Raw genomic sequence first — 20,415 nt, 5'->3', positions numbered from 1 at the left:
CTCTCCACCTCCGGCAAAGAGATGAGAAGGTGCAAACTGGACCATATCAGAAACGTAACAGGGATCAATTATGGGACCTGGAGATGAATTGAAAATCACCCTGGGCGGCAAGACCGATGTCGGTCGGGTGCGTGAGAAGAATGAAGACAGCTTCGTGGCCATGACCATCAATGAAGAAGATCGCGGTAGCCTCGGAGTCCGGGCGGTCCTGGTGGTTGCCGACGGTATGGGGGGGCATGTGGGGGGAGATGTGGCCAGCAGGACGGCTGTCAGGACCGTCATGGACGCAATGCGTCCGTCCGGGTACTCCCGCCTGGAGACGCTGGGAGAGACCGTACCGGAAGCCGTGGCCGGGGTCGTCCGGGCGGCGGACGAGCGGGTCCGAGAGGCGGGGGGCGGTGGCGATAAGCCTCCGGGAACCACGTTCACCGGGGTGTTTGTCGTCGGGAATCGGGCGTACATCGGGCATGTGGGAGACAGCCGGGCCTATCACCTCAGAAACGACGAGATCGTACCGGTTACCGAGGACCATTCCTTTGTGGGAAAACTCGTCCGGGAGGGGAAGCTCACGCCCGAGGAGGCGAAGGACTTCCCCCAGAAAAATATCATTTTGCGCTCTCTCGGTGCGGGGGAGCCGGTGACGGTGGATGAGCCGGTCGAGCTGTTTCTCCAGGACGGTGACGTGCTGTTTCTCTGCTCCGACGGGCTATGGGACCTGGTCGGCGAGGAGGAGATCCTGGGGGCGTTTCACGGAGAGCGAAGCGTCCAGAAGGCGTGCGAACGGCTGGTGGATCTGGCGAATTTCCGGGAGGGGCACGATAATATCACCGCCGTCGCCGTCCAGTTCGGCAGGTTTAAAAGAAACAGGACCCTCGCCCTTGCCCTGCCCCGGACCGGTCCGATTACGGAAAAAATCATCACCACCGAAGAAAAGGATGGGGAACATGTGCGGCGGGGGCCTGAAAATATCAATATTCGCACCATCCTTATGACGGCGGTGGGTGTATTGAGCCTTGTATTTATCTTTCTGGTATCATATGTGGTGGCGCACCTCGCCGGGGGAAGCGGAAACGAAGACCGATCGAAGAACGACGGGCCGATCGCCCCGTCGGAGTTGATGATCGAAACGTCTCCGGGCACGCTGCCGGCGCCGGCAGTCGGGCCGGGTTTCCCCAATATACCCAGCGGGGCCCCCGATTCCGAGACGCCGCCCGGGGGGGAAGACTCGGATACGGATGCCGGCGGTGCGGTCTCATCGACCACGGACGATCCCCCACGAATGGAAAGCGGCGATACACCTTCCGCCGATTCGGTCATCCCGGAACCGACAAAAACAATCCCGGGAGAAGGGCAATATTAATCCGATAATCTGATGAAGCCCAAAGAAGCTATCTCATTCTGGTATCACGCATTGAAACATGTCGTCATCACCGGGGATCATAATATATAGAAAATCGGGAAAGCGAAAAGGGCGAAGCAACGGTATATGATATTTTACCCGTCTCGGCGATCCGGACACGGCCGGACCTGTGATACGACGGGCGGGGCGCCGTTTTAACACCATCGGGACGCATCACGGAAAAGGAAAAGATAATGGCACGATATCTCTTCACAAACGGAACCATTATTACTATGGAACATGAAGATGATCAACATACTGCCTGTGCGGTCATCGACGACGTTATCGCGGGAACGGGCACGATTTCTGAGATGAAAAAGCTTCTGGTCTCGGACTTCGTTGAGGTAGACATGCACGGTGGTGTGCTGCTGCCCGGTTTTACCGACTGTCACCTTCATATGGTGCTGTCCTCCTTTTTTACCATGAACCTGGATCTGGCGAAGGTTGCGTCGGTCAAAGAATTGCTGACGATCGTTCGTGATCGGACAGGAGAAGTTGAGCCGGGGAAGTGGCTTTTGGGCATGCGGTTTCGGGAGGATGATTACAAAGAAGGCAGGATGCCGACGCTTTTGGAACTGGACGAGGCGGCTCCTAAAAACCCACTGGTGCTGCTCAGGTACGATGGGCACAGCGCCCTGGTCAACACCCTGGCCCTGAACGCCGCCGGAATCACGATTGACACCCCCGATCCCGAGGGCGGGGTCATCGGGAAGAAGGACGGGAAGCTCATTGGTGTATTGAAGGAGCTGGCCATCCAGCCGGTCATATCAGCCATGCCGATACCCGAGATGGAGGAGTTCCGGCGGGGAAGTATGGAATTCGTTCAGCGACTCCTTTCCTACGGCATCGTGTGTGTGCATAATATCCTGCAGACAGGAGAGGACGGACCCTCAGGCGGACTGGGGCCTTTTGAGGTGCCGATCTTCAAACTGTTCGAGTCGGAGATCCCGATCAGCTCATATCCGCTGATCGCGGCCCCGGACGCCGCCGAGGCGGTGAAGGTGATCATCGAGCAGTTCGGGGGGGAGAAGAAGGACGGCCGCGTATGCGGCGGGGCGTTGAAGATGTTTGCCGACGGCACCTTCGGCAGCCGAACCGCCTATTTCACCGAGGATTATCACGACCAACCCGGCGAGCGGGGGATGCTGGTCAAGAACCTGGAGTTTCTGAAACAGCTCATCTTTTCCGCTCATGACGAGGGGGTCCAGGTGGCGGTGCACGCCATCGGGGATCGGGGAGTGGCGGAGATGGTGGATATATTCTTAGAAGCGCAGAAATCTCTCGGAAAGAAGGGGCTCAGGCATCGCATCGAACATGCGGGCATGATCGCCCCGGAGCTGTTTTCGAAGATCAGGGAGGCGGAGCTGATCCTTTCCTTTCAGCCTTCCTTTATCGTATCGGAGGGCTCCTGGATGAAGACCCGGGTGGGGGAGCGCCTCTCTCGGGTCTATCCGATACGGTCTGCCATCGACGGGGGAATTCCGGTGTGCGGCGGGTCCGATTCCCCCATTGAGGACCCGAACGTGATGGCGGGGGTCTGGGGGACGGTGATTCGGGACGGATTTACCGCGGATCAGGCACTGAGCGTGTTCGAGGCCCTCTCCCTGTATACCCGCTGGGCGGCGTTTGCCTCCTTTCAAGAGGGGCTCCGGGGGACCATTACGCCGGGATTGCCGGCGGACCTTGTGGTGCTGGATAAAAATCCTCTGACGGTTCCGCCCGAGTCCCTCAGGGATATTCTGGTTATGAGGACCGTCATCGGCGGCGAGACGGTGTGGGAACGCTGATCTTTTTAGACTTCATGTAAAAACATGGGAACTTACGTGATCAATGAAACGAGGTAATTCGACATGGGACACATGAAGGAAAAATTTCCAAACCAGCTGTATTACATGATTCTGGCAACAGCCGAGGAGATCCTGGGCAAATCGGGCCTGAACGCGATTCTCAATTACAGCGGTATGACCAAGTTCAGGGACAACTTTCCTCCGAATAATATGGAGGAAGAGCATCCCTCCGGAGATTTTTCGGCTCTGATGCGGGGATTTATTGATGTGATGGGAGAGCAGGGGGTGCGCCCGATCATGTTTCGGGGCGGCATTAAAGGATTCGAGATAATGAACGAGCAGTTCCCCGAGCTCTTCAACATCGACGGCATCACCCCAAAAGAGCGGAATGTCGAAGAGGCGTTCCAGGAGTTTCGAAGAATTTACGGTATCATGGTGGAGGCGTCACGGGTGATCCAAGGTGACATCTTTACCTATTATGACGTGGATGAGGGTGTGGTGCTGGAAATAGCGCCGTGTCACTGGTGTATTGGTGTGAAGGCCGAAAAGCCGATTTGTCATGCCCAGCTTGGATTCCAGTTCGGCATCGCCCGGTGGGTGACCGGTCGGGGAATCAAGGTGGAGGAAACCCACTGCATTGCCACCGGCGATGCGATGTGTCGGTTTGTGATGCATCGGCCCGAAGAATAGTCGATTGCTGTCGGTGAAGTTTGAGGAGTTGCCAGATGAGCGTGGAGCGTGACACAAAAGCGAGGTTGAGCAGACGACAATTTCTAAAGGGGAGCGGTGCGGCCGCAGGCCTTTTTGTTGGGGGGGGGTACGGTTTTTTAACCTCCTGTGCACAGGGACCCTGGAACGCCGATTTTGATATGGTAATCCGGGGCGGTACGGTGTGTGACGGCGTATCGGCGTTGATGTATCCGGCGGATGTGGGGATTGTGGGGGAACGCATCATCGCCGTCGGAGAGCTTTCCGGTATGGCCGGGAAGGTCATTAATGCCGAGGGGCTGATCGTCGCTCCGGGATTCATCGACGTGCACAATCACAGCGATTTGACGTTCGAGCGGGCCGGATGGAAGAAAAACCTGGCATACATTATTCCCTCCTTCAAGGGTAACTATAACTACGTGAGTCAGGGTGTGACGACGGTGGTGACCGGCAACTGCGGATACGGGTATGTTGATCTTGAATACTGGTTAGACATGGTGAACCGGATCGGTTTCGGGACCAATGTACTGCACCTGATTCCCCATGGGATCGTCCGAGAGGAGCTCTTTGGGGAAGACCAGCCGACGACACTCACAAAAAAACAGAAAGACAGACTTATCGGCAGGATCAGGGAAATAATGGATATGGGTGCGGTGGGGATATCAACGGGGCTGGAGTACTATCCCGGTTTTCTGACCGATACCGACGAGCTGGTGGAGGTTTCCCGGGAGGTGGCGAAGCGGGGGGGGCTGTACGCCACACACATGCGGGATGAATCCGGCGCTCTGGATGAAAACGGTGTGTTTGGTGTGGTTGCCTCCATCAGGGAGGCGGCCCACATCTGCCGCGAGGCGGAGATCCCGGTTCAAATTTCGCACCTGAAGGCCTCGGCTCCCCACAACAATGTAGCCGCCCGGGACATTCTGGAGGCGATCGAATCGGCTCGGAGCGAAGGACTGGACATAACCGCCGACCAGTATCCCTATGACGCCGGGAGCACCCAGCTGACGATACTGCTGCCTGTCGAGATGGTGTATCAGCAGGGCATCCGGGATGAATACCGAACGAAGGAGAAAAGGGGGGAGGTGACGCGGGCCATCGGTGATGTCTTCGAGTATCTCCCACCGGAGAAGATCCTCATTAGCGTGATGTATGAGGGAGAGAAATCCTGGGAGGGTAAAACGCTTCAAGAGATCGCCGTTGATGTGGGGAGGGACCCGGCACAAATTTACACGGAGATGGTGTGCGACATGCCCGCGCCGCTTGGGATTTTTTTCATAATGGAGATGGAAACCGTCCGGGAATTGATGACGGCGGATTACGTCATGACATCATCGGACGGTATGGTCATCCCGAAGGGATTTTTCAAGCCCCATCCCCGGTTGTATGGCGCGTTTCCGAAAAAGATCCGCCGGTTTGCCCTGGATGAAAAAATCATAGGTCTCACCGAGTGCATCCGATCCATGACGTCGCTGCCGGCCGAAAAATTCAATATCTCGAACCGGGGCGTCATACGGCAAGGCGCCTATGCGGACGTAACGATTTTCAATCCCGACACCATCATGGATACGGCGACGTACCAGGATCCCCACCAGTACGCGGACGGCATCGAGTACGTATTGGTAAACGGGGTGGTGGCCGTCGACGGGGGGGAGTTGACCGGAGATCGGGGGGGACGGGGGGTGAGGCGGGGCGACACATAAACCGCCGTGATACATGTATAAACTATGGGCACGAACAGAAAGGCGACGGATAACGGGACGATCTGCTCGTGTGCGACATACCTGATACGATGAGACCGATCCCGGCGGATTCCTTCCCGCGTTCGAGTCACCAGAAACCCTGGGTGCCTTAAAAATATGATCATGGAGAAACGTGTTTTTTTCTTTGTGTCGCATCTTTTTTTTGCTACAATGTTCATGTGTGCCGCAGGAGGGAGTCTTCTCCGTTATACCGTTGGTATATGTGGTGATCGTTCACATCATTTTCGTCATGAATGGATCTTGACACATCGTATCTCGCTTTCCCTGTTGATATTTTTCTCATCGCTCTCACCCGGCAGCCTCGCACATCAAACGTGTTATACATCTCAGATGTTTCTCTTGTAGCGCATCAGGGCGATTGTATTGATTGCTCCGTGTCGAAAAACCTGAGGAGGAGTGTATGGGTGCAAACAGAAAGGGATCTCTGGAGCCGATTCCTTTGATTGCTGTCTGTGTCTTCTTGACACTGGTCTTCGGCGGCGTTGTGGAGGCGTCCGAATCCTCCGCCCTCTCTTCGGACTGGTCTGTAATTATAGAGATAACAAAACTTTTGCTCTGGTCGTTTTTGATATCTGTGGTTCTCCTGATGGTCGTACTGATCGGTTCCGCCCAGGCATTTATCCCCCTGGATGCGGGAGAGACGGCGGATACGGTCCTGTTCGATGTGATCGAGGATATCGGATCGATGTTCGATACCCTTGATCGGAAACTCCTTGCCGGACATATGAGTCGGGACGCTCACATCAAGGCGCGGACATTCCTGGAGGGAAGGGCGCGTTTCGACCGCGGGGGACAGATCATCCGGCGAAAGGCTGCGTAGACGGTTTCGTGAAACTGTCTGGGGTGTACACGATGTTCATCCGGTGCCGATGGATGAACCGTTGCGATACCTATGGCAGGGCGTTTTGTGCCGGGTAATTGATACCTCAATAGAGATAAGTAATGTACACGGGGTGCGGAAACAGACCGCGCCCCGTGTGTGTCTTTATGCGGGCCGCCGTGTGCGGCCCCTTTCGTGTATCATCATCGTCCTTGAGGGCAGACCAGGAGACACCGACCGCATTCGCTCTTTCGACCCAGGAGGGGCCAAAAACCCTCCCTGAAGTTGTTGCACCTATGGGCGTCAAGCAGGTTTTCCCGGGGTGTCCCCGGTCTCCATGGGAGGCCTGTGATGAATCTTCCGGGACAGGCTTCGACGCATGCGGCGCACGTGCCGCAGAGGCTCTTTGTTATGGGCGTGCCGGGGGGAAGCCTGCGGCCGATGAGGATGGTGGCGAGGCTGACCCTAGGGCCGAATTCCGGAGTGACAAAAAGGCAGTTTTTCCCGATCCATCCCAGGCCGGCGAGGACCGCCGCCGATTTGTGGGAGAAACAGGCCTTAAGGGTTTTTTGATCCTGGCCGCCCTGGGGGACGACGGCGTGGGAAATATCCCGCCGGTCGAGAAACCGTGATACATAGGCCGTGATTTGCGACATCCTCGATCGGACATCCTCAAGAATATGAAAAAACGTCTCCTCGTCGTCCGGGCGGGAGGGGGGCTCATAGGCCAGCATGATCGACAGGGCCGAGGGATATTCCCCGCAGAGGGGGGAGAGCCTTCGAGTATCGGCGATGCCCCATGCGGATACAGAGAGCGCAGACAAGGTTCGTACAAGGGTGGCGTACGCCTCGTTCATGAGAAAAAGTCCTTTTTATTGTTACGACACACAATGCCTGATATTTTTATGTTTATATCGACACCATCTCTCCGCCGGTGTTCCCAACATATTGTGTCCTCATCATTTACATATCCCGTATGTGTACATCCTCGGATGCACACGGCCCCATTATGTGCGTGCTTTCGTTAAAATTAAATATTTCTAATTTGTTTGACGCGCCCCCAATTATCCGATATTATTGGAAAAAATATTACAATTAATCAAAATAAACTATCATACTCATTATGTTTAAGAAAAACTATTATACCATTATTATCGCCCGGTCTCCCCAGGATCCCACATCCACCGTCAGACGAATCAGGATATCGAGCGTAACCCTTGGGATTACGTGTATCATGTTTGTGGGGATATCCTGTTTGATAGGGGTTATGCTCGCCCAATTTGTTCAGATGCGCCAAACGATTCAGGACCTCATACGCCTGACCGAAGAAAACCATCGGCATGAAGAGTGCCTTGCGGAATTCGAGGAGCTGTACTCGGATATAACCGGGCGCCTCGAGGGGCTGGCCGCCGCCAATTCCCGATTCTTCGAGATCGCCGGTATTGAGGACGGAATCAAGGGAGAGGAAATATTCGGTATCGGCGGTGGAGGCGATGGTGGAGGTCCGATCGATCTGAGCAATGAAGAGCAGTACCGGATAACGGTTGCCAGGCTGAACAGCGAGATAGAAGAGCTTACAGAGCGAACGGAACTCCAGGAAAGAAGTTTTACAGAGCTTATCAGTTTTCTCGAAGGTCAGGAAAACTTCCTTTCATCTACACCATCCGTCAAGCCGACAAAGGGATTCATCTGTTCAGGTTTCGGCTATCGTCGGGATCCCTACACCAAGAAGCTGCGAATGCATGAAGGAATCGATATCGCAAACAAGCACGGTACGCCGATTTACACAGGCGCCGACGGCATAGTATCCTTTACGGGCGTCAGGTCCGGATACGGGTTTTGTGTCGTCGTTGATCATGGATACGGCATGGAGAGCCTTTACGCCCACATGAGTTCCATCCTGGTCGACGAGGGGGACACGGTAAAGCGGGGGGTTGACAAACTCGGTTTAATGGGATGCACCGGAAAGTGTGTCGGCTCTCATCTCCACTATGAGGTGCATATCAACGGTGTTCCGGTGGATCCAATGAATTATATCCTCAATTAAGAGATAATTAAATTTTACTAATTTTCTTGACAGCTTGTGCGTATTTTGCTAAAGATATATATTGAGTGATTGTTTGTTCTCATTTTTTTCCTATACTATATGGGCTGTTTGGGTGTGGCGGTTGTATTTATGTTTGATGTGAATGCTCATATATGATGTTTGAAAAGATGTTTCGCAAGCAGTACTATACGATCGTCATTTCCCCCGACCAAGGATTCCGGTTGAAAAAAGTGCGGATTTCCAATCATGCACTTTTTTGCGTCGGACTTGCCACCCTATTTCTCCTGACCGTCGCCGTCAGCATGATCGCAACCTATTTTGATGTTCAAATAAAGGCCCTCGAGGTCTACGCCCTGATGGATGAAAACCTCCAATATACAGAGGAACTGGAGGGTTTTCAGGAGGAATATGCGGCGCTCAGTGCGAACGTATTGTCGCTGACCGAGATTGAAACGGAGCTTATGAGTATCGCATGCAGCGACGACGATTTCACCGGAGAGGACCTCTTCGGCATCGGCGGTCCCATGGGTGATGATTCAATGATCGGAAGGGAAAAACCGGATCAGGATGAGATTATCAGCGAACTGAAATCGGAAATTGAACTCCTGGAAGAAAAGGCCAGGATACGGGAAGAAAGTCTCCAGGAGTTGTTCAGCTTCTTGGAGGAACAGGAAAATCTCCTGGCCTGCACCCCCTCCGTGTGGCCCACACGGGGATTCGTCACCTCGGGTTTTGGATATCGCTGGGGCCGCATGCATGAAGGGATTGATATCGCCAACAGGCCCGGTACGCCGATTTACGCCCCGGCCGACGGGATTGTCACATTTTCCGGCATCAAGGGCGGGTATGGAAAATTCGTGGTAGTTTCCCACGGATTTGGATACCATACCGCGTACGGACATCTCTACAGTATCGATGTCAAGGAAGGGGACTTTCTCAAGCGGGGAGATTATATCGGTACCCTCGGCAATACCGGCCGTACGACCGGCCCTCACCTCCACTACGAGGTGCATGTCAACGGGGTTCCCGTCAATCCTGTATTGTTTATTCTCAACTGAAAACGGACGAGATAGGGCCGGTCATTACGGGCTTATCCGTATTATTTTGTAACCGTTTACTTTGTTAACAAAAAAGACGTATGGAAGGGAAACGGACGGAAGCATCTGATCTTACCGCCCGTTTTTATGCGTGGTTATGTAAGAGTGTATGCAGTCTATTCAGGGGGTTTTTCTTCAGCGGTTGATTTCGGCTTTTCTTCCGTGGCAGAAGAGTCGGTGTTTATTTTCGCTGATGCGTTTTTGAATGCATCCTTGAGGGCGCCGAATGCCTTTTCGAATCCAATCTTCAGCTCTGCCCAGGCTTCACCGCTGGTTCCCTTGAGTTCGGTGAATTTGACGTTTGCCGAAGACATGTTCTTTTTGAGTTCTTCAACCTGTTCGTTGTATTTCACGCGCAATTCGCCACCGGTTTTCCCAACCTTTTCAGCGAGCTTGTCTATATTGGTAGCCAGTTGTTTCAGTTGCTCTTCCAGTCTTACTTCATAACTCTTTTTCTCTTCCATATTGACTCCTTTACATGCGATAAAAGTAACTATATAATATCGGTATGATAGATGTATAATAATAAGATCATGCCATTTCAATTTGTATGATATTGTATCATATATGTTTGAATGATTCAAATTACTGTATATGTGAGCGACCGTCTCTCTATGTGTCTGTTTGACAATTGTCTTGTGGGCGACACGTTCCTGTGATGATGGTTCGTGTCGTGGCCGCTTTATCGTATACTTACCATCACATATCTCGGCAGGTGACACATGGCATCCATGAAAGAGAAGAATCGGACCTATTCGATCATTGTCGTATCTTTTTGCCTTATTGTTATGCTGACAATGGTGTATGTGAATCTTCCCCTGTTGTGGATCAAGAAGGCAAATAAATCGATAGAAAACGGCGATCTGAATACCGCATTGACGATGTTCAGCCGGGTGATCAAATACAGTACTGTGAATATATTTGGGCATGAGGACGATCAGGCTAAAGGATACTATGGTCGGGGAAGGGTCTATGAAAGGATGAAGGAATACGGCAAGGCCATTGATGATTATGATCAATACCTGGCGCTTCGCTCATCACCCGCAGAGGTATTCTATCATCGCGGGTACTGCTACCTGATGATTGAAGACTATTCGACGGCGGTGTCTGATTTTTCCCGTTGTATAGAGGAGGATGGTACCAATTCCGCCGCCTACTATTACCAAGGGTTTGCCCACGAGAAGATGGAAAGCGTCGAGATGGCGCTTGAAAGCTATTTGAAAGCCTGCGAGAGGGGCTCGCCGGAGGGGTGTAACGATTATAATAGGTTGTTGAAAGAGGTGAAGAGGGGCGGGGGATCCTCGGGATAGGCACCAGAGATATGTGTATAACGCCGATATGAAAAACGACCGACTTGGGTGTCGGTCGTTTTTCATGTTTTCCGTCCGGTATTATACGCTTGAATATTGTTCCTATTACTGCTATGTAGTATAGTCTCCGTATATGAGATGCTGTGTTTTTGAGGAAGGAAGGGAATATATTTATGAGGCGGTCGAAACATGGGAGGGATACCAGAGGCGCATCGCAGGGTATCGTGAGTGTATCCGAAAAAAGCGATAGCACATGCACCGCGGCGAAAAACCCCGCCCACGAGGCGGTTACGGCCCGTCTGAAGGAGCAAACCACAGGAGAGGAAATCGCAAATGCCGTCACCCACGGGATCGGTGTCGCGCTGAGCATTGCCGGGCTGGTGCTGTTGGTGGTGTTTGCGACGATGCGGGGCGACGCCTGGCGGGTGGTGAGTTTTTCCATATACGGCGCAACCCTCATCATCCTGTACATTGCCTCAACCCTGTATCACTCCCTCACCAATATCAGACTGAAGCGCTTTTTCAGGAAGATGGATCATATTTCCATCTTCCTGTTGATTGCCGGGACATACACCCCGATAACCCTCGTCTGCATGCGGGGTCCATGGGGATGGACCATCTTCGGGCTGATTTGGGGGCTGGCCGTCGCCGGAGTGGTGTTGAAGGCCTTTTTCATGGGCCGCTTCGAAAAGACGGCCATCGTTCTATATGTGGCCATGGGGTGGCTGATCATTATCGCGGTAAAACCGATGATCCAAATGGTTCCCCCGGGTACCGTGATGTGGCTGGTGATCGGAGGAGTCAGCTACACCGCGGGAGTGATATTCTACGCCCTGAAAAAAATGCCGTATCACCATGCCGTGTGGCACCTGTTCGTGCTGGGGGGGAGTGTGTGTCAGTATATGGGGATTGTCCTTCACCTGACCCACGTTGCCTGATGTTCCGGAGCCGCTTTCGTCCATTCGATCCGCACGCCGATCGGGATACGGGAGGGGACGCCCTGTTTTTGAGGGAAGACCTGCATCGAGCGGAGAAATGTAATGAATATACTTTTTACCGCCCCGGAAACCGCCTGGGCAGGCTTTTTGGATAGGATCAAAAAAGAAGTTCCCGAGCACCGGTTTGATCACACCGGCTTCTTCGGTGCCGAGACCCTTGCCGGATATGACGTCCTGATCCCCACGATGACACAGATTCCCCGGGAACTGGTCGAAACCGCCGATCGTATGAGGCTCATCCAACAGTGCGGGGTGGGCCTGGAGAATATTGACATTGAGGCCGCCACCGAGGGTGGGATTTATGTGGCGAACGTGCCCGGAGATGTCTCCGGAAACGCCGATTCCGTCGCGGAGCTGGGAATATTCTTAATGGTGGGCCTCGCCCGCAATTTTTCGGAATGGCCGGAAAGCTTCCAGAACGGAAGTATGGGAAGGCCCCAGGGTCGATCCCTTGTCGGCGCCACCGTAGGGCTGGTGGGGCTGGGGGCCATCGCAAAAAGCCTCGCCCTGCGGCTGGCACCCTTTGGCGTCGAGCTCATCGGCATCAAGAGGACAGGGCAGGAGCGGGCGAAGAAGGAACTGGGTCTCTCCTGGGTGGGCGGGCCGGATGACCTGCCGGAGCTTCTCGAGCGCTCCGATTACGTGGTATTGTGTCTCCCGGCGACGGACGATACCCGACGAATGATCAACGAAAACACCCTGGCGATGATGAAGCCATCCGCCTTTCTCATCAACCTCTCCCGGGGCGCCCTTGTGGATCGGGATGCTCTGGAGGAGGCCCTGGAAGAGGGAGTCATCGCCGGAGCAGGGTTGGACGTGTTCTGGAAGGAGCCGCCGGATTTCGACGACCCGATTTTCACCCTCAACGTGCTCGCCACTCCGCACATCGCCGGATCGACAGACAGTACCATGCGGGGGATCGTCTCAGAAGTGGCGGAGAATATCCGCCGCATTGATCGGGGCGAACGACCCCTCTATGTGAAAAATCCCAACCTGCCGTAACGATATCTGGATATCGAGATGTCAGATGAACGGGGAAGCGTAACGCGCTTCCCTTTTTCTGTGCCGGTATTGTGGAGGATTGTATAGACACGGGATTGATTTAAAGGTTTGATTTTCAATTCCGGTTGGATTACAATTTTACTCTGTATCGTCCGGTTTTAGGGCAGGATTTCCATAACAGAGCACCGATCATACGACGGATATGGGAAAGGCGTCTTGATGTGCAACAGACGGGCTGTCGGAACATGGTTTGTTCGACGTACGGCTTGATGCGTGCGGGAACGACTCCGTTCGGATGCTGGGGGATTGTTCTGTGACTGCGACACCGTCGATTCACCCCCCGAGCCTGCCGCATGTGATACTGTTGGGGTGGATGTTTACCCGAACGGGTCTTTCGGGGCCCTCCCGCCATCGGTGGAGGTCGACATATATGCGGCGGCCTTTATAAATTGTTCCGATTCATATAACCGCAAGCGTCCACACCCATCAGATATTCGCCGGGATGAGAATAGAGGGCGGATCGCCGAAATTTGCCGAAACACCGCTTCTCCGGCGGGCGACGGCCCCGATGGCGATGACACACCGATTGAATAAGGAGGTTTGAGCATGGCGACCCAGCGATCGATTCCTGAAAAACTCTCCGTCGGCACGAAAATCGGATACGGCGCCGGTGAGCTGGGGAGCACCCTGTTCTGGTCCACCCTGGCGGCGCTGCTGTTGGCGTTTCTCACCGATGACCTGAAACTCGTCCCGTACCTGGCGGGGATCGTCCTTATGTCGGGAAAGATCTGGGACGCGGTGACCGATCCCACCGTGGGATACCTCTCTGACCGGACAAGAACCCGGTGGGGAAAACGGCGGCCCTGGTTCCTGTTCGGCGCCGTGCCGCTGGGACTCGCCTTCTTCTGGATGTTCAGAAATCCAAACATCACCGGAGAGACCCCCCTCTTCATCTGGGCGCTTTTCTCCTACATGGTGCTCTTCACCGCGTACACGGTGGTCAATATCCCCTACATCGCGATGATCCCGGACCTCTCCAAGGATTTCGACGAGCGCACCAACATCAACGCCTATCGATCCATTTTCAGCGTTACAGGGGTGCTGGTTGGGGCGGGGGCGTCCCTTCCCATCGTCCTCGCTTTCGAAAACCGTTCCCTGGGATTCATGATAATGGCGGCGATTTTCGGCGGGATCATGGCGCTTTCGGCGGTGATACCCTTTTTCGCGGTAAAGGAACCGCCCCTGGATGACGGACCCAAGCCTCGGGAAAATATCTTTTCTCTCTACCTGACCGCCGTGAAGAACCGTCCCTACATGCTGGTCGCCATCCCCTGGTCACTGAATACCGCCGGGGTGACTGTGGTGATGTCGAGCCTCTTTTTCTACTTTAAATACATTTTCGGTAACGAGGCCCTCATGCCCGTGGCCATGATAGTCCTCCTGGTAACGGCGATGGTCTTTCTGCCGCTGACGGTGAAGCTCGCGAAGGTCCTGGACAAGCGAAACACCTATCTCTTCGGGATGCTCCTGGTGGCTGCGGTGCTTATCGTGATGTTCTTTCTGGGTCACCGGCTGGGGGTCTACTTCGTGTATGGATGTATGTTTGTCGCCGGCATCGGGGTGTCGACCCATTTCGTCATGCCCTGGTCGATGGTGCCGGACACGGTTGAGCATGACTATGTGGAGAGCGGCCAGCGGCGGGAAGGGATATACTTCGGATTCTGGACGTTTCTCTCGAAGATCGGCGCCGCAGTTGCGGGCCTGGTGAGCGGCCTCCTTCTCGACGCCACAGGATTCATCCCGGACGTCGTACAGACAGAAACGGCAGAGCTGGGCATCCGGTTGCTTGCCGGTCCCACCGGGGCGATCTTCTTCATCATAGCGGGGATCATTCTGGTCCGATACCCGATCGACAAGAAGAGATACGATGAGATCATGGAGAAGGTACGGATCATGGAGGCGGATTAATCGGGTGATCCTGCTTTCTGACATCGAACGGAACAGAACATGACGGAACATGCACACACAGACTGAGATGGAGGGGATGACATGAAAGCGGTTGTTATCGGATCGGGAATATCCGGTCTCGTGGTCGGATTGAGTCTGGTCCGAGACGGATATGAGGTAGAGCTCTTCGAACAGTACAAGACCTTGGGCGGCGTGACCGATACCCTTGAGGAAGGGGGATACAAGTGGGACATCGGGCCGATGCTGGTGGAGGCGATGGAGCCGGACGAGCGTGCGGGCCGGGTTCTGGCGGACCTGGGCGTTCTGGATAAAATCGAGATCATCCGGGATCAGCGGGGATATATCTTCCCCGACTACGATATCGTCAAGCCCGAAAAATATTCAGGCGCCTTCTGGAGAAAAGAGCATATGATGAAGCTCTTCCCCGAGGAGAAGAAAGGGCTTGAGCGCTACTACCGGGATTACATCAGGTTCTGCGAAATCGTGACCCTCTTCTTCGACTCTGAGCGAAGGCGGGGGCTTTCGGCCCTGATCGCCAAGGCCCGGATGCTCCTGAAGCTGCTTCCCATCTGGGGATACCAGAAGATGAGCGCCCAGGATCTGATGGATCGGCACTTCACCTCGGAAAAGCTCAAGGCGATATTCATGACGATCCTCGCGGATTTCGTGGTTCGCCCCAGCGAGTTTCCGGCCCTGGGGGTCTTCGCCGTCAACCCGGAGCCGGCCTGGGACCGTGAGCTGTCACTCGAGGTATCCCGCGTGGGACGTCAGGCCAGCTATACCTACATCAAGGGAGGCATCGGCACGCTCGTGGACGCCATGGTGGACGCCATCCGGGAAGCCGGCGGAAAGATCCATGCGGGGGTCGCCGTGGAGGAGATTCTGGTGGAAGAGGGACGCGCCAAGGGGGTGCTGACCGAGGACGGCCGGAATGTGCCGGCGGACGTCGTGGTGGCCAGCGGCGGCGCCCACGAGACCTTCAAGAAGCTTGTGGGGGAGGAGAACCTCCCGGAGAAGTTCAAGGAGGATCTCGACGGTCTTGAGTTGATGGAATCGGTCTTTATGGTGCACCTGGGCGTTGAACTCGACCCGAGGGAGTACCAGCAAGAGGCCACCGTCTATTACTATCAGACCTATGACATCGAGGGCGCCATCAAGGAGGCTCAGGAGGGTCACTACCACGAGGGAAAGGACGGCTTTGTGGTCTATATCCCTTCCATGCACTCGCCGGAGATGGCCCCGCCGGGACACCACGCCATGACCATCTACACCATCGCTCCGGACGTCATCACCAATGGGGATTGGACGAAGGATCGGGAACGGTTCTACAACAGCCTGTTGGAAGAGGCGGAGCGGGTTTTCCCGGACTTAAGAAAAAAGGTGAAGGTAAAGGTCATCATGACGCCGGAGGATTTCAGAAAGATCACCCACCTCGATCATCACGCCTTCGGCGGTCTGAAGCCGGTGCTGGGGAAAACGGGGCAGTCCTTCAAGACTCCCGTGAAGGGTCTCTGGTTCGTGGGGCAGCAGAGCGAGAGCGGCGGGGGTATCTCGAACGTCGTGTACGGAGCGAAAAAGACGGCGGATGCCATCGCAAAAGGGGGGAAAAGGTAACCTAACCGGGAGGGCGGTTACGCCCCAAAAGGAGGTTTTCGACATGTACTATCATTTAATACTGGTTCCGTTCATCCTGATCGGTACGATCATCACCTGGCGGGCGAGAAATCGGGAGGATTACAAAAAGGTCGCTCTCTTCCAGCCGATAACCACCGTGCTGACCATCGCCGTAGCGGCGCTGAGCTTTCTGACGCCAAACGTCGTTCCCGGTTTTACCGTGTGGATGCTGGTGGGGTTGGGGCTTTCCCTTGCGGGGGATATCTTCAACATTAACATGACCAATGATAAAATCCTCTTTGCCGCCATAATCGTCTTTCTTTTTGCCTATCTGGTCTACCCGATTGGAATGACCATCTATAACGGATTCCACTGGCAGGATATTATTGTCGGAGCGGTTTTGCTGGTGAGTCTGGTGTGTCTCCTTTCCTATGTGTGGAAGCACCTGGAGAACCAGTGGAAGATCCCGGGGACACTGTATAAGCTCGTGATGATATTCATGGTCAGCCGGGGCGTTTCCACCTTTTTTGGGGATACCTTCAGCCTCACCCAGGCGATCATGCTCTCTGTGGGAACGGCGATCCTGTATATCGCCGATTCGGAGTATGCCGTGCACCGGTTCGTCAAGCCCCTCAAGACCATCTACGGACCCCTGATGTATCCGACGGGACAGCTCCTTATCGCCCTTTCCTGTTCCTACTTCCCCGCGGGATAGGTCAGGGCGGGTGATGTGTGAACGATACGGACGGATGTCGGGTGAGGCCCCCGTCCTTTTCATGGTGACGTGGAATACTGTGTGTGTCGTAGTCCGAAGTGACGAGGAGAATCAGGTCGTATGTATTATCATCTTATTCCCGTTCCTCTGGCGTTAATTGGAATCGCCGTCTACTTCTGGGCGCGAAAGAAAAACAACCTGAATGTGGTGGCGGTCGTCCAGCCCCTCAATACCGCGGTGGTGATGGTCATTGCCGCTCTGGGGCTGTTGACTCCCGCCGGGAATATTGGGTTCACCGTGCTCATATTGGCGGGCCTCCTGTTCGCCCTTGTCGGGGATATCAATAACGTGGACATGACCGACGAAAAAACGGTTATGGTCGGTCTTTTATTGTTCGTCGTCGCCTATGCCATCTATCCGGTGGCATTCACCGTCTACGGCGGTTTTTTCATTCCCCAGGATTTCATCGTCATCGGGATATCCGTTGTGCTCTACGTGGTGGTTATCGCCTATTGCTGGAGGGGACTTACGGGGACGCGCATCGCCGGGATGGTGTATGGATTTGTGCTCTTTTTCCTGTTGAGTCGGGCAATTTCCACCTGTTTCAGCGATGCGTTTTCTCACGCTCAGGCGATCCTTTTGACAGCGGGCGCCGCCATGATTTTTCTGGGAGACATTCAGTTCGCCCTGGAGACGTTCAGGAAGCCGCCGCCGCCGAGGTTCGTCATACACCTGAAAGTAATCGGCCCGATTCTCTACGCCGGCGGTCAGCTGCTTATCGGCCTCTCCACCGCCTATTTCCCGAACACCTAAGCTGTATTCATCGTGTTCTTCGACAAAGAAGACTTCAAAAGGCGTCAACCGGCGAGAGCGTTTCTCCCGAATCATGTCATATAGGTCGTTTTCGATGAAAATCGTCCGCCGGGATGCAGAACGGTGTTGTATTTCGGGATATGTTCTGATAACATAAAAATTTATGTCGACATAATTATTTCGTTTTTTCGAGGCATACTATGGGAGAAACGAGGGGAACCGTCACCATTGGAGTCGATCCCGCCACCTGTACCCGGTGCGGCGCGTGTCAGGATGTCTGCCCGTCTCATATCTTTTCGGTTACTGATATGGGGGTGACGACGCAATACGAGGAACACTGCATTTCATGCGGTCACTGCATAGCGGTGTGTCCCACCGATTCGGTGCAACACAATGGGTTGGATGTCGATGGATTCATCCCCATCGATGAAGACAAGGCGATCTCTGCAGATTCGGTTTATCAATTTCTCCGGGGCCGTAGGAGCTGTCGGACCTACTCGAAAAAAGTTCCGCCCCGGGAGGTGCTGGAGAAGCTGGTGGACGCCGCCCGCTTCGCCCCCACGGGTCACAATTATCAGAATGTCTCCCTGACGGTCATTACCGACGCCGGGACGATACGGAGCCTTTCCGGGCTGGTGGCGGAGTTCTTTGGAGGGCTGGCCGCAATGATGGAGGAAAATCCGGGGGCGTTTGACGAGAAACTCCTCGGTTTTCAGCACGGGTTCAAGATGGCCCATAAATTTTACACGGAGGGGAAGGACCGTATTTTTCGCGGCGCCCCGGTGGTCATCCTGACTTCCGCTGAGAAGAGCGAAAATACGGGAGCCCACAACTGCCACAATGCACTCTTTCACATCGTACTGATGGCGGCGGCGTTGGGATTGGGAACCTGCATCAACGGGTATTTCCCCGGGGCCGCACCCCACGTGCCGGAAATCGGTGAGATACTCGCCCTGCCCGAGGGACATGAGCTGTTCGGATGTGTGATGGTGGGTTACCCGGCCCGGAAGTACAGAAAACTCCCCGCTCGAAACGAGGCGGACGTTACCTGGAGATAGGGTGCTTCTATCGTACAACGGTTTTAATATGTGAATTATCGCTACGGAGTGAATAACATCAAGGGCCGACGCAATCGGATTTCTTTTACATAAGAAAATGTATTCGTGGTATTTTAAGACGATAGCATCCGTCAATGACGCATAAAACATCTTTTATACCTGTTACCCGCTGTTTCGCCCAGTGACAGCATTGTACTAACAAGGAGGGAAAGGAAATGATGAATGTAGCCATCAATGGGCTGGGGCGTATCGGCAGGCTGGTGCTGCGCCACAGCATGAGCAGGACCGGCAGCAGCATCCCGGAAAATCCAGCGGGCCGAGTGAACGTAATCGCTGCGAACGATCTGACCACCACCGAGGAACTGGCGTATCTGACCAAGTATGACTCGGTGCACGGACGGGCCGATTTTGATGTATCATACGGAGACGACTACCTGCAGTTGAATTCCAAAAAGATACAGAAATTCAGCGAACAGAATCCCGCCGCGCTCCCCTGGGGTGAGATGGGTGTTGATATTGTTCTTGAATGTACGGGTCGTTTTTCCGACCGAAACGCCGCCGCGGCACACCTTGAGGCGGGAGCGAAAAAGGTTATCATTTCCGCCCCCTCGCCCAATGCGGATTTGACGGTGGTGATGGGTGTCAACGAAGACGAGTATGACGGCGGCAAGCACCATGTCATCTCGAACGCCTCCTGCACCACCAACTCTCTGGCGCCTCCGGCAAAGGTCCTCAACGATGCTTTCGGTATCGAATATCTTTTTGCCACCACCATCCACGCCTACACCACCAGCCAGGGGATTCTGGACATCGCCAAGGGACCGGGAAAGAAGCGTCGTGGAAGGGCGGCGGCGCTGTCTTTAATACCCTCCACCACCGGCGCCGCGAAGGCCACAGCAAAGGTTTTACCGGAGTTGAAGGGAAAGATGGACGCCATTGCGGTCCGGGTGCCGGTGCCGGACGGCGCCATTACCGATGTGGTCGCGCATCTCAAGAAAAAAGTGACCGTCGAAGAAGTGAACGAGGCGTTCAAGAAAGCGTCAGAGGGCGCGATGCGGGGTATCCTGGCCTTCACGGAGGACGAGCTGGTTTCCGCAGACATCCTCAGCGATCCACACTCCTGTACCATAGACGCTTCCTCCACTATGGTCCTGATGGATAATGTGGTGAAGGTGCTGATCTGGTATGACAACGAGTACGGATATGCCGGGAGGCTCCTTGATTTGGCCGGTTTCATCACGGACAGATAAGCGATAGTGATGCACCATGCATCAACACACCTGTGAATAGAGCGGGGGGGTGGGAGTCGTCTGTGG

General features: G+C 54.5%; 18 protein-coding genes. 16 read left to right on the top strand and 2 right to left on the bottom strand.

What is annotated here, in order from left to right:
- Window positions 1–70 precede the first annotated feature (70 nt).
- The 5 genes from JW885_09485 (at window position 71) to JW885_09465 (ending at window position 6,477) form a co-directional block, all read left to right on the top strand.
- Window positions 71–1,360, top strand: a complete 1,290-nt coding sequence (locus JW885_09485) for a serine/threonine-protein phosphatase (GenBank protein ID MBN1882393.1) — start codon at window positions 71–73, stop codon at window positions 1,358–1,360.
- Window positions 1,361–1,593: 233 nt separating this feature from the next.
- Window positions 1,594–3,186 carry an amidohydrolase gene (locus tag JW885_09480; protein MBN1882392.1) on the top strand — a complete coding sequence of 531 codons (1,593 nt, stop codon included), beginning with the start codon at window positions 1,594–1,596 and terminating at the stop codon, window positions 3,184–3,186.
- A gap of 63 nt (window positions 3,187–3,249) precedes the next feature.
- Window positions 3,250–3,876: a 4-vinyl reductase gene (locus tag JW885_09475; GenBank protein MBN1882391.1), complete on the top strand. Its 627-nt coding sequence runs from the start codon at window positions 3,250–3,252 to the stop codon at window positions 3,874–3,876.
- Between the two features lie 35 nt (window positions 3,877–3,911).
- Window positions 3,912–5,597, top strand: a complete 1,686-nt coding sequence (locus JW885_09470) for an amidohydrolase family protein (protein ID MBN1882390.1) — start codon at window positions 3,912–3,914, stop codon at window positions 5,595–5,597.
- 460 nt (window positions 5,598–6,057) lie between these two features.
- Entirely contained in the window at window positions 6,058–6,477 is a 420-nt protein-coding gene (locus JW885_09465) for a hypothetical protein (protein ID MBN1882389.1), read from the top strand.
- 203 nt (window positions 6,478–6,680) lie between these two features.
- Here the strand turns inward: JW885_09465 and JW885_09460 are convergent, their stop codons facing one another.
- Window positions 6,681–7,334 (bottom strand): epoxyqueuosine reductase, encoded by a 654-nt coding sequence (locus JW885_09460; GenBank protein MBN1882388.1) that lies wholly within the window; start codon window positions 7,332–7,334, stop codon window positions 6,681–6,683.
- A 266-nt stretch (window positions 7,335–7,600) separates the two neighbouring features.
- Between JW885_09460 and JW885_09455 the strand changes: the two genes are divergently transcribed.
- On the top strand, window positions 7,601–8,524 hold the full coding sequence (locus tag JW885_09455) for a M23 family metallopeptidase (protein MBN1882387.1): 924 nt from the start codon (window positions 7,601–7,603) through the stop codon (window positions 8,522–8,524).
- 152 nt (window positions 8,525–8,676) lie between these two features.
- A complete protein-coding gene (locus JW885_09450) occupies window positions 8,677–9,582 on the top strand; it encodes a M23 family metallopeptidase (GenBank protein MBN1882386.1) in 906 nt (301 codons plus the stop codon).
- Between the two features lie 155 nt (window positions 9,583–9,737).
- On the opposite strand, the gene JW885_09445 is transcribed toward JW885_09450, so the two are convergent.
- Window positions 9,738–10,085 carry a hypothetical protein gene (locus JW885_09445; GenBank protein MBN1882385.1) on the bottom strand — a complete coding sequence of 116 codons (348 nt, stop codon included), beginning with the start codon at window positions 10,083–10,085 and terminating at the stop codon, window positions 9,738–9,740.
- A 267-nt stretch (window positions 10,086–10,352) separates the two neighbouring features.
- On the opposite strand from JW885_09445, the gene JW885_09440 reads away from it, so the two are divergent.
- The 9 genes from JW885_09440 (at window position 10,353) to gap (ending at window position 20,349) form a co-directional block, all read left to right on the top strand.
- Window positions 10,353–10,931: a tetratricopeptide repeat protein gene (locus JW885_09440; protein ID MBN1882384.1), complete on the top strand. Its 579-nt coding sequence runs from the start codon at window positions 10,353–10,355 to the stop codon at window positions 10,929–10,931.
- Window positions 10,932–11,104: 173 nt separating this feature from the next.
- Complete coding sequence (locus JW885_09435; protein ID MBN1882383.1) at window positions 11,105–11,869, top strand: hemolysin III family protein; 765 nt, start codon at window positions 11,105–11,107, stop codon at window positions 11,867–11,869.
- A 102-nt stretch (window positions 11,870–11,971) separates the two neighbouring features.
- Window positions 11,972–12,931 carry a 2-hydroxyacid dehydrogenase gene (locus JW885_09430; GenBank protein ID MBN1882382.1) on the top strand — a complete coding sequence of 320 codons (960 nt, stop codon included), beginning with the start codon at window positions 11,972–11,974 and terminating at the stop codon, window positions 12,929–12,931.
- Between the two features lie 606 nt (window positions 12,932–13,537).
- A complete protein-coding gene (locus JW885_09425) occupies window positions 13,538–14,899 on the top strand; it encodes an MFS transporter (GenBank protein MBN1882381.1) in 1,362 nt (453 codons plus the stop codon).
- Between the two features lie 81 nt (window positions 14,900–14,980).
- Window positions 14,981–16,513 (top strand): NAD(P)/FAD-dependent oxidoreductase, encoded by a 1,533-nt coding sequence (locus JW885_09420; protein MBN1882380.1) that lies wholly within the window; start codon window positions 14,981–14,983, stop codon window positions 16,511–16,513.
- Window positions 16,514–16,556: 43 nt separating this feature from the next.
- Complete coding sequence (locus JW885_09415) at window positions 16,557–17,228, top strand: hypothetical protein (GenBank protein MBN1882379.1); 672 nt, start codon at window positions 16,557–16,559, stop codon at window positions 17,226–17,228.
- 120 nt (window positions 17,229–17,348) lie between these two features.
- Window positions 17,349–18,041 carry a hypothetical protein gene (locus JW885_09410; protein MBN1882378.1) on the top strand — a complete coding sequence of 231 codons (693 nt, stop codon included), beginning with the start codon at window positions 17,349–17,351 and terminating at the stop codon, window positions 18,039–18,041.
- A 200-nt stretch (window positions 18,042–18,241) separates the two neighbouring features.
- A complete protein-coding gene (locus JW885_09405) occupies window positions 18,242–19,099 on the top strand; it encodes a nitroreductase family protein (protein MBN1882377.1) in 858 nt (285 codons plus the stop codon).
- A 215-nt stretch (window positions 19,100–19,314) separates the two neighbouring features.
- The gene (gap, locus tag JW885_09400) at window positions 19,315–20,349 is read left to right on the top strand and encodes a type I glyceraldehyde-3-phosphate dehydrogenase (GenBank protein MBN1882376.1); all 1,035 of its coding nucleotides are present in this window, start codon (window positions 19,315–19,317) and stop codon (window positions 20,347–20,349) included.
- Window positions 20,350–20,415: the final 66 nt, after the last annotated feature.

This window comes from Candidatus Zymogenaceae bacterium (genome assembly GCA_016931225.1).
Lineage (GTDB): Bacteria > Desulfobacterota > Zymogenia > Zymogenales > Zymogenaceae > JAFGFE01.
This window is presented reverse-complemented; position numbering and strand designations above follow the sequence as displayed.